The 14,539-nt window shown below is 66.6% G+C and carries 12 protein-coding genes; 6 read left to right on the top strand and 6 right to left on the bottom strand.

The annotated features are described in order from the left end of the window. Window positions 1–13: 13 nt before the first annotated feature. The 3 genes from B9Y82_RS02420 to typA are packed head-to-tail and all read right to left on the bottom strand — an operon-like array spanning window position 14 to window position 4,004. Window positions 14–1,636 (bottom strand): amidase, encoded by a 1,623-nt coding sequence (locus tag B9Y82_RS02420; RefSeq protein WP_100471398.1) that lies wholly within the window; start codon window positions 1,634–1,636, stop codon window positions 14–16. 41 nt (window positions 1,637–1,677) lie between these two features. After that, window positions 1,678–2,145, bottom strand: a complete 468-nt coding sequence (locus B9Y82_RS02425; RefSeq protein WP_005415426.1) for a DUF2127 domain-containing protein — start codon at window positions 2,143–2,145, stop codon at window positions 1,678–1,680. 11 nt (window positions 2,146–2,156) lie between these two features. Then, a complete protein-coding gene (gene typA, locus B9Y82_RS02430) occupies window positions 2,157–4,004 on the bottom strand; it encodes a translational GTPase TypA (RefSeq protein WP_100471399.1) in 1,848 nt (615 codons plus the stop codon). A 272-nt stretch (window positions 4,005–4,276) separates the two neighbouring features. Here typA and B9Y82_RS02435 point away from each other — a divergent pair, with 272 nt between their 5' ends. The 6 genes from B9Y82_RS02435 to B9Y82_RS02470 all read left to right on the top strand — a co-directional run bounded on the left by B9Y82_RS02435 (window position 4,277) and on the right by B9Y82_RS02470 (window position 10,941). Further along, the gene (locus tag B9Y82_RS02435; RefSeq protein ID WP_004153629.1) at window positions 4,277–4,768 is read left to right on the top strand and encodes a peptidylprolyl isomerase; all 492 of its coding nucleotides are present in this window, start codon (window positions 4,277–4,279) and stop codon (window positions 4,766–4,768) included. A gap of 118 nt (window positions 4,769–4,886) precedes the next feature. Then, a complete protein-coding gene (locus B9Y82_RS02440; RefSeq protein WP_004153634.1) occupies window positions 4,887–5,873 on the top strand; it encodes a malate dehydrogenase in 987 nt (328 codons plus the stop codon). 123 nt (window positions 5,874–5,996) lie between these two features. Continuing rightward, complete coding sequence (locus tag B9Y82_RS02445; protein WP_100471400.1) at window positions 5,997–6,611, top strand: RluA family pseudouridine synthase; 615 nt, start codon at window positions 5,997–5,999, stop codon at window positions 6,609–6,611. A 627-nt stretch (window positions 6,612–7,238) separates the two neighbouring features. Next, a complete protein-coding gene (prpE, locus tag B9Y82_RS02460; protein WP_100471402.1) occupies window positions 7,239–9,119 on the top strand; it encodes a propionate--CoA ligase in 1,881 nt (626 codons plus the stop codon). Window positions 9,120–9,335: 216 nt separating this feature from the next. Continuing rightward, a complete protein-coding gene (locus tag B9Y82_RS02465; protein ID WP_100471403.1) occupies window positions 9,336–9,839 on the top strand; it encodes a hypothetical protein in 504 nt (167 codons plus the stop codon). 46 nt (window positions 9,840–9,885) lie between these two features. Then, the gene (locus B9Y82_RS02470) at window positions 9,886–10,941 is read left to right on the top strand and encodes a suppressor of fused domain protein (RefSeq protein ID WP_100471404.1); all 1,056 of its coding nucleotides are present in this window, start codon (window positions 9,886–9,888) and stop codon (window positions 10,939–10,941) included. 77 nt (window positions 10,942–11,018) lie between these two features. Here B9Y82_RS02470 and B9Y82_RS02475 read toward each other — a convergent pair whose 3' ends face one another. The 3 genes from B9Y82_RS02475 to B9Y82_RS02485 form a co-directional block, all read right to left on the bottom strand. Then, entirely contained in the window at window positions 11,019–11,630 is a 612-nt protein-coding gene (locus B9Y82_RS02475) for a glutathione S-transferase N-terminal domain-containing protein (protein WP_100471405.1), read from the bottom strand. 84 nt (window positions 11,631–11,714) lie between these two features. Continuing rightward, window positions 11,715–12,173, bottom strand: a complete 459-nt coding sequence (locus tag B9Y82_RS02480) for a cell wall hydrolase (RefSeq protein ID WP_004145661.1) — start codon at window positions 12,171–12,173, stop codon at window positions 11,715–11,717. Window positions 12,174–12,469: 296 nt separating this feature from the next. Then, window positions 12,470–14,500 carry an NADPH-dependent 2,4-dienoyl-CoA reductase gene (locus B9Y82_RS02485; RefSeq protein ID WP_100471406.1) on the bottom strand — a complete coding sequence of 677 codons (2,031 nt, stop codon included), beginning with the start codon at window positions 14,498–14,500 and terminating at the stop codon, window positions 12,470–12,472. Between the last annotated feature and the right edge of the window lie 39 nt (window positions 14,501–14,539).

Raw genomic sequence — 14,539 nt, forward strand, 5'->3', positions numbered from 1 at the left:
CGGCACTACTGGATCACGGTTCGCCGGCGTCGATCAGGGTGTCGGTGTCGAAGTGCGGTGGTCGCCGCGCGCGGGTGCGCTGTTCATAGGCGTAGGCCATTTCGATCAGCTTCGGTTCGCTCCAGGCGGTGCCCATGAACAGCAGGCCGACCGGCAGGCCATTGATCTGGCCCATCGGGACGGTCAGGCTGGGATAACCGGCCACGGCGGCGGCGCTGTAACTCTCGCCGGGAAAGTCGTCGCCTTCGCTGCGGATCGGCCATGCCACGCCGGTGGTCGGTGCCACCAGGGCATCGAGCTGGTGGGCGGAGAGGGCGGCATCGATGCCTTCCGGTCCGGCCAGCCGGCGTGCATCGCTGCGTGCGCGGATATAGGCGGGGTCGGCCAGGCCGGCAGTGGCATCGGCCTCCACCAGCAGTTCCTGGCCGAACAGGCCCAGTTCCTGCTTGCTGTGCGCCTGGTTGAAGGCGATCAGATCGGCCACGCTGCGCAGGGGAGCGCGGTAGGTGCTGAAGTATCGCTCCAGCCCGGCCTTGAACTCGTACAGCAGCACCGTGCGTTCGGCCTCGGCCCAGGCGCCCTGGTTGGGCAGCTCCACCGGCACCACGACGGCACCGGCCCGACGCAACTCGTTGGCCGCCTGTTCGATCAGCGGCGCCATGCCGCGGTACTTCAGCAGCGGTGTCTGCAGCAGGCCGATGCGCTTGCCACGCAGGCCCTGCGGATCCAATCGCGCGGTGTAGTCGTACACTGCGCGGCCGGGCATGGTCGCAGTGGCCGGGTCGGCATCATCGCGGCCGGCGATCGCGGTCAGTACGGCCGCCGCGTCCGCGACGCTGCGCGTCATCGGCCCTGCGGTGTCCTGGCTGAAGGAAATCGGGATGATACCCTCGCGGCTGACGAGGCCGACGGTCGGCTTGAGGCCGACGATGCCATTGATCGCCGCAGGGCAGACGATGCTGCCATCGGTTTCGGTGCCGATGGCTACGCTGGCCAGGTTGGCGGCGACCGCCACCGCGCTGCCGCTGCTGGAACCGCAGGGCGAGTGGCTGAGGCGATAGGGATTGCGGGTCTGGCCACCGCGTGCGCTCCAGCCGGACACTGAATCGTTGCCGCGGAAATTGGCCCACTCGCTGAGATTGGTCTTGCCCAGCACCACCGCACCGGCGTCCCGCAGGCGCCGCACCACGTACGCGTCCTCAGGGCGGAAGCCCTGCAGTGCCAGCGAGCCGGCGCTGGTAGCCATCGGAGTGGCGTTGATGTTGTCCTTCAGCAGTACCGGAATGCCGTGCAGCGGGCCGCGCAGGCGTCCATCGCGGCGCTCGCGGTCGCGCGCAGCGGCTTCCTTCACTGCATCCGGGTTGAGCTCGATCACCGCGCGCAGGCGTGGCCCGGTGCGGTCCAGGCTGGCGATGCGCTGCAGGTAGGCCTGGGTCAGGGTGGTGCTGTCCAGCTCACCGGCGGTCATCCGCGCCTGCAGGTCGGCGACATCGGTTTCGGCGTAAGGGAACGGCACGTTGCGGCTCGCAGGTTCGGCCGCATGCGCGCTGGATGTGGCCGGGCTGCAGCCAGCCGAAAGCAGCGCAGGCAGCGCGGCGAGCAGGCAGGTCAGCAGAGGCGGCAAGGACAGGCGCATGGGGCGGCTTGGTCGGCTCCAATCCCCAGTGTAGCCGGTGCTCAGCGGTGGCGCTTGCGCAGGTCGCGGGCGAGGACGTAGACCACGATCAGGTTGATCGCCAGGATCGTCCACGACGGCCAGCCGGGGTGGCGGATGATCGCGAAGATGTCGAAGGGCAGGTACAGCGAGGCGGTCAGGCAGCCCAGCCAGGAGGCCCAGGCCTTTGCCCGCCACAGGCCCCAGGCTTCGACCAGGTGCAGCAGGCCGTAGCCGATCATCCCCGCCGCGGCCAGGTGCACCGCGTCGGGGCTGATCATGTGCAGCAGCGACGGCAGGGTGCCATGGTCCGGATCCAGGCTGAAACGCCGGATCAGGACCATGATGCCGTGCCGCAGCGGCTGCGGACCGAGCACTTCCAGCCCGGTGGCGGCCAACAGTGCCAGCATCGCCTTGCTCGCTTCGAGCAGGGCGATGACATGCAGACCCGGATGCCGGTGTGGATCCGGGTTGTAGCCGCTCTGGTTCACGGGGTGCTGGCTCAGCCGCCGCGCGAAGCCTTCTTGCGGTCGCTTTCGGTCAGGAACTTCTTGCGCAGGCGGATCTCCTTCGGGGTGATCTCGACCAGCTCGTCGTCTTCGATGAAGTCCAGGGCCTGTTCCAGCGAGTACTTGATCGCCGGGGTCAGCTGGATCGCATCGTCCTTGCCCGAAGCGCGCATGTTGGTCAACGGCTTGGTCTTGATTGCGTTGACGGTCAGGTCGTTGTCCTTGGAGTGGATACCGACCAGCTGACCCTCATACACGTTGTCGCCTTCAGCAGCGAACAGCTTGCCGCGTTCCTGCAGCGGGCCCAGCGAGTAGGCCGGCGTGGTGCCCGGCGCATTGGCGATCATCACGCCGTTGATGCGCTTGGCGATCGCGCCCTGCTCCTTCGGACCGTAGTGGTCGAACACGTGGAACAGCAGGCCCGAACCCTGGGTCAGGGTCTTGAACTCGTTCTGGAAACCGATCAGGCCACGAGCCGGGATCGAGTATTCCAGGCGCACGCGGCCCTTGCCGTCCGATTCCATGTTCTTCAGCTGGCCCTTGCGGGTGCCCAGCTTTTCCATCACGCCGCCCTGGTGGATTTCTTCGATGTCCACCACCAGCTGCTCGATCGGCTCCATCAACTGGCCGTCGATTTCCTTGATGATCACTTCCGGGCGCGACACGGCCAGCTCGTAGCCTTCGCGACGCATGTTCTCGATCAGCACCGACAGGTGCAGTTCGCCACGGCCGGAGACCAGGAACTTGTCAGCGTCTTCCAGCTGCTCGACCTTCAGGGCCACGTTGTGGACCTTTTCACGGTCCAGGCGGTCCTTGATCTGCCGGCTGGTCAGGAACTTGCCACCGGACAGGTCCTTGTTGCCGGCGAACGGCGAGTTGTTGACCTGGAAGGTCATCGAGATGGTCGGCTCGTCGACGGTCAACGCCGGCAGCGCTTCCGGGAAGTCCGGTGCGCAGATGGTGTCGGAGATGGTCAGCTCCTGGATGCCGGAGATGGCCACGATGTCGCCGGCTTCGGCCGAATCCTGCTCGATGCGCTCCAGGCCCATGAAGCCCAGCACCTGCAGCACCTTGCCATTGCGCTTCTTGCCTTCACGGTCGATGACGGCGACCTGCATGTTCTTCTTCAGGGTGCCGCGCTGGATGCGGCCGATGCCGATCACGCCCACGAAGTTGTTGTAGTCCAGCTGGCTGATGCGCATCTGGAACGGGCCTTCCGGGTCCACTTCCGGCTTCGGCGCGTGCTGCATGATCGCTTCGTACAGCGGGGTCATGTCGCCGTCGCGCACGGTGTCTTCCAGGCCGGCGTAGCCGTTCAGGCCCGAGGCGTAGACGATCGGGAAGTCCAGCTGCTCGTTGGTGGCGCCGAGCTTGTCGAACAGGTCGAAGACCTGGTCGATCACCCACTCCGGACGGGCGCCCGGACGGTCGACCTTGTTGACCACGACGATCGGCTTGAAGCCCATCGCGAAGGCCTTCTGGGTCACGAAGCGGGTCTGCGGCATCGGGCCGTCCATCGCGTCGACCAGGATCAGCACGGTGTCGACCATCGACAGCACGCGCTCGACCTCACCGCCGAAGTCGGCGTGGCCGGGGGTGTCGACGATGTTGATCCGGTTCTTGATGCCGGTCTTCTTGTCTTCCCAGGTGATGGCGGTGTTCTTGGCCAGGATGGTGATGCCGCGTTCCTTTTCCTGGTCGTTGCTGTCCATCACGCGCTCGGCGAGGACGGTGCGCTCGGACAGGGTGCCGGACTGCTTCAGCAGCTGGTCGACCAGGGTGGTCTTGCCATGGTCGACGTGGGCGACGATGGCGATGTTGCGAAGATTTTCGATGGACATACGAAAGGGGGCCAGTCGGCGCCGGATTTGGAAAAAGAAGTCCAACATTATACGTCGAACTTGACGATTCGCGAAAAGGTGGATTTCACATCGGTCTCGGGACCCATTCAGCTGGCTGTCCACGCTGCCGGTCGAGGCCACCTGGCCTGTACGGCGTGAGGCCCATCCGGTGGCTGAAGCCCGGAACTGCGCCCATGGTCGAAGCCGCCGCCGCCGCGAGGCAGGTGTAAACTAGGTGGCTAGACGCGTTCCCCTCTGCATCAAGGATCTTCATGTCCCTCATCGCCACTTTCGACACCACCCAGGGCCCGATCAAGGTCGAGCTGTTCGCCGACAAGGCGCCGCTGACCGTGGCCAACTTCGTGAACCTGGTCAAGCACGGCTTCTATGACGGCCTGATCTTCCACCGCGTGATCGCCGACTTCATGATCCAGGGCGGCTGCCCGCAGGGTCGTGGCACTGGCGGCCCGGGCTACAAGTTCGAAGACGAGAAGAATGGCGTGAAGCACGAGGTCGGCTCGCTGTCGATGGCCAACGCCGGCCCGAACACCAACGGCAGCCAGTTCTTCATCACCCACATCAAGACCGATTGGCTGGATGGCCGCCACACCGTCTTCGGCAAGGTCCTGGAAGGCCAGGCCATCGTCGATTCGGTCAAGCAGGGCGACGTGATCCATTCGATCACCCTGGAAGGCGACGTCGACGCCGTGCTGGCCGCGCAGGCCGAGCGCGTCGCGGAGTGGAACAAGCACCTCGCCGCCTGATCCCCCTTCGAAACGGCCACCCACGGGTGGCCGTTTCCCTGTTCCCCGCCGCCCGCCAGGCCTGCGTGGCCACGCCCGCGGCGTCCCATCAAACGCTTGCAAGCAAGAGGAAACCCCCATGAAAGCACCCGTTCGTGTTGCCGTGACCGGCGCCGCCGGCCAGATCGGTTATGCCCTGCTGTTCCGCATCGCCTCCGGCGAAATGCTGGGCAAGGACCAGCCGGTCATCCTGCAGCTGCTGGAGCTGCCGGTCGACAAGGCCCAGGCCGCCCTGAAGGGCGTGATGATGGAACTGGAAGACTGCGCCTTCCCGCTGCTGGCCGGCATGGTCGGCACCGACGACGCTGAAGTCGCGTTCAAGGACGCTGACATCGCCCTGCTGGTGGGTGCACGTCCGCGTGGCCCGGGCATGGAGCGCAAGGACCTGCTGCTGGAAAACGCCAAGATCTTCACCGCCCAGGGCGCGGCGCTGAACAAGGTCGCCAGCCGTGACGTGAAGGTGCTGGTGGTCGGCAACCCGGCCAACACCAACGCCTACATCGCCATGAAGTCGGCCCCGGACCTGAAGCCGGAAAACTTCACCGCCATGCTGCGCCTGGACCACAACCGCGCGCTGAGCCAGCTGTCGACCAAGCTCGGCAAGCCGGTCGGTGGCATGGAGAAGCTGGTCGTGTGGGGCAACCACAGCCCGACCATGTACCCGGACTACCGTTTCGCCACCGCCGATGGTGCGTCGATCGCCGATGCGATCAACGATCAGGAGTGGAACGCCAATACCTTCATCCCGACCGTCGGCAAGCGCGGCGCGGCGATCATCGAAGCCCGCGGCTCGTCCTCGGCTGCTTCGGCCGCCAATGCCGCCATCGACCACGTGCGTGACTGGGTGCTGGGCAGCAACGGCAAGTGGGTCACCATGGGTGTGCCCTCCGACGGTTCCTACGGCATTCCGGAAGGCGTGATCTTCGGTTTCGCAGTGACCACCGAGAACGGCAAGTACACCCTGGTCAAGGATCTGCCGATCGACGACTTCAGCCAGAAGTACATCGACAAGACCCTGGCCGAGCTGGAAGAAGAGCGCGCCGGCGTCGCCCACCTGCTGGGCTGATGCAGGCGGTGCCGGCCCTGGCCGGTACGTCTTCCATCGAGGTAGGTACCGGCCGTTGGCCGATACGCAGAAAACGGGGAAGCTTCGGCTTCCCCGTTTTTGTTTGGACGGATACGGAACCGCATGATCCACCTGCATTACATCGATGACGCGCTGCTGGTGGCCGAGAAGCCGGCCGGCCTGCTGTCCGTGCCCGGCCGCAGCGCAGACAACCAGGACTGCGTGGTCGCGCGCCTGCAGGCGTTGTACCCGGACGCGTTGACCGTCCACCGGCTGGACCAGGTGACCTCCGGCCTGCTGCTGCATGCGCGTGGCAAGGAAATGCAGGCGGCGTTGTCGATGCAGTTCGAGCAGCGCCAGGTCGGCAAGCGGTACGAAGCGGTGGTGCAGGGGCTGCTCGATGGCGATGCCGGCGAAGTGGACCTGCCGTTGATCGTGGACTGGCCGAACCGGCCGAAGCAGAGGATCGATCATGAACGTGGCAAGCCGGCGCTGACACGCTGGCACGTACTGGCTCGCGATGTTGAGGCGCGACGCACCCGGGTGGCGCTGGAGCCGGTCACCGGCCGCAGCCATCAGCTGCGCCTGCACATGGCCAGTCTCGGCCATCCCATCGTTGGCGACGTGCTGTATGACGCCGCGCCTTCGCAGCGCGTGCATCTGCATGCGCGCAGCCTGTGGTTCACCCATCCGGTGACAGGCGAGGTGCTCGCGTTCGAGTCTGCGGCTCCCTTCTAGAGAGTAAGTGTGTCGGCAGGGCTGCGCCCTGCACCTGTCTTCAAGCAACGGCAACGTCAAAAGCCAACGCGGCATTCCGTGGGATGGCGGGGCACTGTGGGTTTGCGGGGACGCCGTAAACCCATCCATGGGGGCTTGGTCGCGGCATCCATGCCGCTCACACCCCGCAAACCCACAGTGCCCCGCCTTCGACAGTTGGCCGGTAGCCAGTAGATCCATGCCATGCGTGGATGAATCTCAATCGGAATCGAATATTTCGAATTGAAATCGAAATGCATCCACGCATGCGTGGATCTACGGTGTCGACCAAGGTCGACACCCACCAAGGCAGAACGTCGTTCCGACAGATCGCGGAGAACTGTCGAAGGCGGGGTGGGTCCGGTTGCGGGGGCGCGAGCCGCATGGATGCGGCGACCGAGCCTCCATGGACGGATTCACGGCGTCCCCCGCAACCGGACCCATCCCGCCATCCCCCAGTAAGCCAGCTTCTGCTGTTGCTTCGGCTTGGGCAGGTGCAGGGCTGCAAGCCCTGCAGAACAAAACCCCACCCCCTACCAAGGTAGGGCGGCCCGCGCGGCAGCGCCGGACTATCCTCGAACCCATGACTTTGTCTGGGAGGGCTGCGTCATGAACTACGAGGAAACCTACCGTCGCTCGATCGACGAGCCGGAGGCCTTCTGGGGCGAGGAAGCCAAGCGCATCCATTGGCACACACCGCCGCAGCAGGTGCTCGACTACAGCAATCCGCCGTTCCGGCGCTGGTTCGTCGGCGGCGAGACCAATCTCTGCTACAACGCGGTCGATCGGCACCTGGCCGAGCGTGCCGAGCAGCTTGCGCTGGTCGCTATTTCCACCGAGACCAACAGCACCCGCGAGATCACTTACCGCCAGCTGTATCGCGAAGTGAACGACTTCGCCGCCGTGCTCAAGCATCTCGGCGTCGGTCACGGTGATCGTGTGGTGATCTACATGCCGAACATGGCCGAAGCCGTGTTCGCGATGCTGGCCTGCGCGCGCATCGGCGCCGTGCATTCGGTCGTGTTCGGTGGCTTTGCCGCGCACAACCTGGCGCTGCGCATCGACGACGCCAAGCCCAAGCTGCTGATCGCCGCCGATGCCGGCATGCGCGGTGGCAAATTGATTCCGTACAAGCCGATGGTGGACGCCGCCTGCGCCGAAGCCACATCGCCACCGCCGCACGTGCTGATCGTGTCGCGCGGACTGGATGCCGCCGAACCACGCGTGCCGGGCCGCGATGTGGAGTACGCCGAGCTGCGTGCGCAGATCGGTGAAGTCGATGTGCCGGTGCAGTGGCTGGAAGCGAGCGAGCCGAGCTACCTGTTGTATACCTCCGGCACCACCGGCAAGCCGAAGGGTGTGCAGCGCGATGTCGGCGGCTACGCGGTGGCGATGGCACAGTCGATGGAAACCGTGTTCGACTGCAAGCCGGGACAGGTGATGTTCTCCACTTCCGATGTCGGCTGGGCGGTAGGCCATTCCTACAATGTGTACGGCCCGCTGATCGGCGGCTGCACCTCGCTGCTGTACGAAGGGCTGCCGACCAACCCGGACCCCGGCATCTGGTGGGCGCTGTGCGAGCAGTACAACGTGCGCACGATGTTCTCATCGCCCACCGCCATCCGCGTGCTGAAGAAGCACGACGCGGATTTCATCCATCGCCACGACCTGCGCGCGCTGAAGTACCTGTTCCTGGCGGGCGAACCGCTGGACGAACCGACGGCGCACTGGATCAGCGAAGCGCTCGGCAAGCCGATCATCGACAACTACTGGCAGACCGAAACCGGTTGGCCGGCGCTGACCCTGCTGCCGGGCCTGGAGATGAAGCCGGTGCGCTTCGGTTCACCGGGCTTCCCCAACCTTGGTTACCGGATGAAGGTGATCGACGAGAACACCGGCGAGGAAGTCGCCCCGGGGCAGAAGGGTGTGCTGGTGGTGTCGCCGCCCTTGCCGCCGGGCTGCATGAGCACGGTGTGGAACGACGACAACCGATTCCTGCAGAGCTACTTCAGCCACTTCAAGGAACTGCTGTACAGCTCGCTGGACTGGGCGATCCGCGACGACGATGGTTACACCTTCATCCTTGGCCGTACCGACGATGTGATCAACGTGGCCGGGCATCGGCTGGGCACGCGCGAGATCGAGGAGGCCATCTCCAGCCATCCACGCGTGGCGGAGGCCGCTGTGATCGGGGTCAAGGACGAACTGAAGGGGCAGGTGCCGCTGGTATTCGTCACCCTCAAGCAGGGGCTGGATGGCGAGGATCCGGCGGCGCTGGTAGCCGAGATGATGGCCACGGTGACCACCTCGCTTGGTGCGGTGGCGCGCCCGGCGCACGTGCACGTGGTCAACGCGCTGCCCAAGACCCGTTCCGGCAAGCTGCTGCGGCGCTCGTTGCAGGCGCTGGCCGAGCAGCGCGACCCGGGTGACCTGTCCACACTGGACGACCCCAGCGCGCTGGAGGAGATCCGCCGGGCGCTGGGCCGTTGACCAGGTAGCGCCGGCCGCTGGCCGGCACCCCCATCGATCCCCAGGTTGCCGGCCAGCGACCGGCACTACTCTGCGCACTTGCGCTAAGCTCGGCCTGTCATCGACCTGCAACACGCGGCGCGCGCCGGGGAACGCGCGTGCCGCCCGGGGATGGCACCCAGGGGGGCGTGCCCGCGAGGGTGCGCTGGCATTGCGCATCAAGGGAGGGGGGAGGCAATGGCATTGCTGCACGCCAAGACGGCTGCTGGCCGTCAGGAAATCGAAGACCGTAGCCGGCGCCTGCCGGCGGCACTGCGTTCAATCCTGCTGATGGTCGATGGCCATCGCGACGACACCGAGCTGCGTGGCCTGTTCGAAGGCCTGCGCGCACCACCCGATGCATTGGAACAGCTGGCCGCACAAGGCCTGATCGAAGTGATCGGCGGAAGCGCAGAGGTGGCGCCGGCGCGTGGTATCAGCACCGGCCGCGAACAGGATCCGGCGCTGTACCAGCAGTTGTATGCTGCGATGAGCGAGGCGGTGCGCCGCCACCTGGGCCTGAAGGGCTACTTCATGCAGTTGAAGATCGAACGCTGCACCGATGCGCTGGCGCTGGAGCGCTTGTGCCCGGAACTGCTGACGGCGGTGGGCAAGGCGCGCAGCCCGGCATTGGCGCAGCGCTGGTGGCAGGAAACCCAGGCGGCCCTGGTGAACGCTGGCACTGAGGTCGTGCAGGCCTGAGCCACCGCGTAAAGTGATCGGTTCACTTCCCCACAAGGAGTCCCGCGTGCAGGACGACCACGACGACACCGACACCCCAGGCTGGGACGCGATCAATGCGGCGCTGGCGCCGCTGTATGCCGGCCAGGAGCCGCGCCACTTCGGCACCGCGCTGCCGTACACGCTCGGTGGCCAGGATCCGCTGGATGGCATCAGCGTGTACTGGGCGGAAACGCCGATCCCGCACTGGCACTACATCACCTACGGCTTCTCCGAGCTGTACGCCAAGGAGAGCAGTGATGTCGCCGCCAGCGGCTATGGTTTCGAGCTGACCTTCCGCCTCGCTGCCGAAGCCGGTGAGAACGCCGGCAGCACGCCGCCGGTGTGGCCGATGAACCTGCTGCAGAACCTGGCGCGCTATGTGTTCGGCAGTGGCAACGTGTTCGAGGATGGCCACCACCTCAACGCCAACGGTCCCATTGCGCTGGAGACCGGCACGCGGCTGTGCCATCTGGCCTTCATCGCCGACCCGCAGCTTCCCGCGCGCGATACCGCCAACGGTCACCTGCTGTTCCTGCAGTTGGTCGGGCTGACGGATGAGGAGATGGAGGCGGTCAAGCGCTGGTCGACGCGCGGCGTGCTGCAGGCACTGCAGCCGGCGATGCCGCTCTGGATCAGCGACCTGCATCGCAGCAACTTGCTGGAAGATCCGGCACTGGCGGCACAGGTGCAGGCCGGCAGCGAGCGTGAGGGCTCCAGCACCGGCATGCTGTTCATCGAGACGCTGGACTGGCGGCAGGAGGCGGGCGCCACCACGCTGGTGCTCGGTGCCGGCCAGGTGGCCAGCGTATGCGAGCTGCTGCCGCTGCGCCTGCGCCACGGCAAATCGCTGGAGCTGGCCAGCCGCGAGCGCCAGTGGGAATTCATACCGGCCGCGCGCGGTGACGCCGGCGTGGTGTCGGCAGACAGCGCGCGCTGGGCGCTGGATGAGACGGGGCTGCAGGCCCTGGCGGGCGTGCGCGCCGAGCGCGGCATCTACCCGGTGGCGGGGGCACTGCGCATTGAAGTGGTGCCGACCTACCTGCGCGATGCCAAGGGCGAAGTGATCCGCCAGATCGGCTGAGCGGATCGATGGAACCGATGGAACCGATGGGGTCAGATCCGTTCGCCACGCGAGCGGCTCTGACCCCCAGGTCAGGCTCAGGCCAGCCCTTCGGCCTTCAGCGCGGCCTGCACGCCGGCATCGGCGTCCATGCGCGCCTTGTAGGCGGCCAGGTTGTCCAGGCCGGACAGGTCGACCTTGGTGCCGGCGGCCCAGCGCAGGGTGATGTAGAAGTACGGGTCGGCAAAGCTGCGGAAGCCGGCCAGCCAGGGCTTGTCGGCCAGCTGCTTGTCAGCGGTCTCGAACAGGCCACGCAGGCGCTTGTGCGCGGCGGCGCGGATCGCATCGAACTGGCTCTCGTCGGCGATGAACTTGCCTGGCGCGAACAGCGGCGAGAAGGCCGGGTGCACGTCGGAATTGACGAAGGCCAGCCAGCGGGTGGCTTCGGCGCGCTGACGCGGGCTGCCATCGCCGCCGAGGCCGGCGTGCGGGAAGCTGTCGGCGATGTAGCCCATGATCGCGGCGTTCTGCAGCAGCACGAAGTCGCCGTCTACCAGTGCGGGAACGGCGCCGGCCGGATTGATCTTGAGGAATTCCGGACCCTTCAGGGTGTCCTTGTTCAGCAGTTCAACCTCGAACGGCTGGCCGGTCCACTGCAGGGCGATGTGGTCGGCGGTGGAACAGGCACCGGGCTTGCTGTACAGCTTCATGGGAACTCCAGGTGATGCGGGCGGGAAACGCCCACTATCCCAGAGCCTGGCGGCGGGCGGCAACGCTGCCGCCAGCACGGATCGTTACGACTGCCGCGGCTTGAGGTTCTGCACCTTGTAGAAGGTGTGATCGCCGATGGTGGCCACCTGGTAGGCGTTGCGCCAGTTCGGGCTGGCGATGGCCAGCGCGGCGAAGTGGCTGGCACCGGGCACGATCTCGCGGCGCTCGCCGGCCGGCAGCGCCCAGTTGCGCTCGGCGTCGAAGGCCACGTTCATCGCCTCGCTCCAGGCCGCGTCGTTGCCCAGCTGGGTGCCGGGTGAGACGATGGTCGGCGCGAACTGCTTGCGTGCGGTGACCACCTGGCACATCGAGTCGCCCCACAGGCCACTGTCGAGACGGCGCAGTGCGACCTCGGCGACGGCCTGCTGGCCACGCAGGGTCTGGTCGCGGGCTTCCAGGTAAACGGTGGTGCTCAAACACAATGAATCAGCGGCCGGCTGCGGCAACAACTGCGACAGCCAGAGAATCCAGGCCAGTTTCATATAACTCCTTGCTCCGTATGGGCCGCACACTCCGGTTCCGGCCGCAGGGCGACAGGAGGCGGGGCACGACTTGGCGTCATGGGGAGGCGGCCATCGGGGCCGCCCCGTGGGCAGCCCCAAAAGAAACGATCAGTACCGATCGAGGGGCTGCGCCGGCTCACCGGAAACTGGCTGGTGAGCGGAAAGATGGCGCAAGGTAGGGGGGCGTAGCCGAACGCATCGTGAACCGCTCGGCTTGACATTCAGGTTCAACGGGGGTGACGAAAATCACATTCCGCCCCCCATTCAGGCGCTTGTCAGAGCGCGGCAGCGACCCGGCTACCCTGATCGATGGCGCGTTTTGCATCGAGTTCTGCGGCCACATCGGCACCGCCGATCAGCTGCGCGTTGATGCCGGCCGCCTGCAATTCGGCCTGCAGCATGCGGTTCGGTTCCTGCCCGGCGCAGATCACCACATGGTCGACCGGCAGCAGCTGTTCGCTGCCGTCCACGCGGATGCGCAGTCCTTCGTCGTCCACGCCGAGGTACTCGACGCCGCCGAGCATGCGCACGCCCTTGGCCTTCAGCGTGGCGCGATGGATCCAGCCAGTGGTCTTGCCCAGGCGCGCGCCGGGCTTGCCCGGGCTGCGCTGCAGCAGCCACAGCCGGCGCGGTGAGGCCTCGGCATGCGGCTGGGCCAGCGAGCCGCGGGCCTCGAAGGTGCCGTCCACGCCCCATTCGGCCATCCAGCGCTGCGGGTCGAGAGAGGGTGACTCGCCGGCGTGGCTGAGGAACTCGCCGACATCGAAGCCGATGCCACCGGCGCCGATGATCGCCGCATTGGCACCTACTTCGACCCGGCCCAGCAGCACGTCCAGGTAGCTGACCACCTTGGCGTGATCAGCTCCGGGGAAGTCGACCTTGCGCGGCGTGATGCCGGTGGCCAGCACCACCTCGTCGAAGCCGGCCAGCTGGGTGGCATCGGCGCGGGTGCCGAGGCGCAGCTGCACACCGGTTTCCTGCAGCGCGTGGCGGAAGTAGCGCAGGGTCTCGTGGAACTCTTCCTTGCCCGGGATGCGCTTGGCCACGTTGAACTGGCCACCGATTTCGTCGCTGGCATCGAACAGGGTGACGTGGTGGCCGCGCTGGGCCGCGACGGTGGCACAGGCCAGGCCGGCCGGGCCGGCACCGACCACGGCGACCTTCTTCGGCGCGTGGGCCGGGTGATAGACCAGCTCGGTCTCGTGGGCGGCGCGCGGATTGACCAGGCAACTGGCCAGCTTGTTCTCGAATACGTGGTCCAGGCAGGCCTGGTTGCAGGCGATACAAGTGTTGATCGTCTCGGCGCGGCCGGCGCGGGCCTTGTTTGGCCATTGCGGGTCGGCCAGCAGGGGGCGCGCCAACGACACCATGTCGGCGCCGCCATCGGCGAGGATGCGTTCGGCCACCTCGGGCATGTTGATGCGGTTGGTCGCCACCAGCGGCAGTGTCACATGCGGCTTGAGCTTGGCGGTGACCCCGGCGAATGCAGCCCGCGGTACCGAGGTGGCGATGGTCGGGATGCGCGCTTCATGCCAGCCGATACCGGAATTGATGATCGTCGCGCCGGCCGCCTCGATCGCCTGCGCCTGCTGCACGATCTCTTCCCAGTTGCTGCCGTCTTCCACCAGGTCGACCAGCGACAGCCGGTAGATGATGATGAAGTCCGGACCGCAGGCCTCGCGGATGCGGCGTACGATTTCGACCGCGAAGCGCATGCGTTGGCGCGCGTCGCCGCCCCAGGCATCGGTGCGCTTGTTGGTGCGCGGGGCGATGAACTCGTTGATGAGGTAGCCCTCCGAGCCCATCACTTCCACGCCGTCGTAGCCCGCCTCGCGGGCCAGCTTCGCGCTGCGTGCGTAGTCGGCGATATGGCGCTCGACGCCGCCGGCCGAAAGCGCGCGCGGGGTGAACGGGTTGATCGGTGCCTTCAGCTTCGACGGTGCCACCGACAACGGGTGGTAGGCGTAACGGCCGGCGTGCAGCAGCTGCAGGCAGATCTTCGCGCCGTGCTGGTGTGCGGCGGCGGTGAGCTGGCGGTGCGGCCGCACTTCCCAGGGCCAGGACAGCTTGCCGCCGAACGGCTTCAGCCAGCCGACCACGTTCGGCGCGAAGCCGCCGGTGACGATCAGGCCGACGCCGCCCTCGGCGCGCTCGGCGAAGTAGGCCGCCAGCCGCGGGAAGTCGCGGGCGCGATCTTCCAGGCCGGTGTGCATCGAGCCCATCAATACGCGGTTGCGCAGCTGGGTGAAGCCCAGGTCCAGCGGGGCGAACAGATGGGGGTAGGCACTTTCGTTGGCTGGCGACATGGTCGATACGCTTGCGTACGGAAGCGCGAAGCGTGCCGC

Origin of the sequence: Stenotrophomonas maltophilia, assembly GCF_002799155.1 — a bacterium.
Lineage (GTDB): Bacteria > Pseudomonadota > Gammaproteobacteria > Xanthomonadales > Xanthomonadaceae > Stenotrophomonas > Stenotrophomonas maltophilia_R.

Coding starts and splice junctions, on each gene's coding strand:
- B9Y82_RS02435 (WP_004153629.1), top strand. CDS start 4,277: ATGTCCCTCATCGCCACTTTCGACACCACCCAGGGCCCGATCAAGGTC.
- typA (WP_100471399.1), bottom strand. CDS start 4,004: ATGTCCATCGAAAATCTTCGCAACATCGCCATCGTCGCCCACGTCGAC.
- B9Y82_RS02445 (WP_100471400.1), top strand. CDS start 5,997: ATGATCCACCTGCATTACATCGATGACGCGCTGCTGGTGGCCGAGAAG.
- B9Y82_RS02480 (WP_004145661.1), bottom strand. CDS start 12,173: ATGAAACTGGCCTGGATTCTCTGGCTGTCGCAGTTGTTGCCGCAGCCG.
- B9Y82_RS02465 (WP_100471403.1), top strand. CDS start 9,336: ATGGCATTGCTGCACGCCAAGACGGCTGCTGGCCGTCAGGAAATCGAA.
- prpE (WP_100471402.1), top strand. CDS start 7,239: ATGAACTACGAGGAAACCTACCGTCGCTCGATCGACGAGCCGGAGGCC.
- B9Y82_RS02440 (WP_004153634.1), top strand. CDS start 4,887: ATGAAAGCACCCGTTCGTGTTGCCGTGACCGGCGCCGCCGGCCAGATC.
- B9Y82_RS02420 (WP_100471398.1), bottom strand. CDS start 1,636: ATGCGCCTGTCCTTGCCGCCTCTGCTGACCTGCCTGCTCGCCGCGCTG.
- B9Y82_RS02485 (WP_100471406.1), bottom strand. CDS start 14,500: ATGTCGCCAGCCAACGAAAGTGCCTACCCCCATCTGTTCGCCCCGCTG.
- B9Y82_RS02475 (WP_100471405.1), bottom strand. CDS start 11,630: ATGAAGCTGTACAGCAAGCCCGGTGCCTGTTCCACCGCCGACCACATC.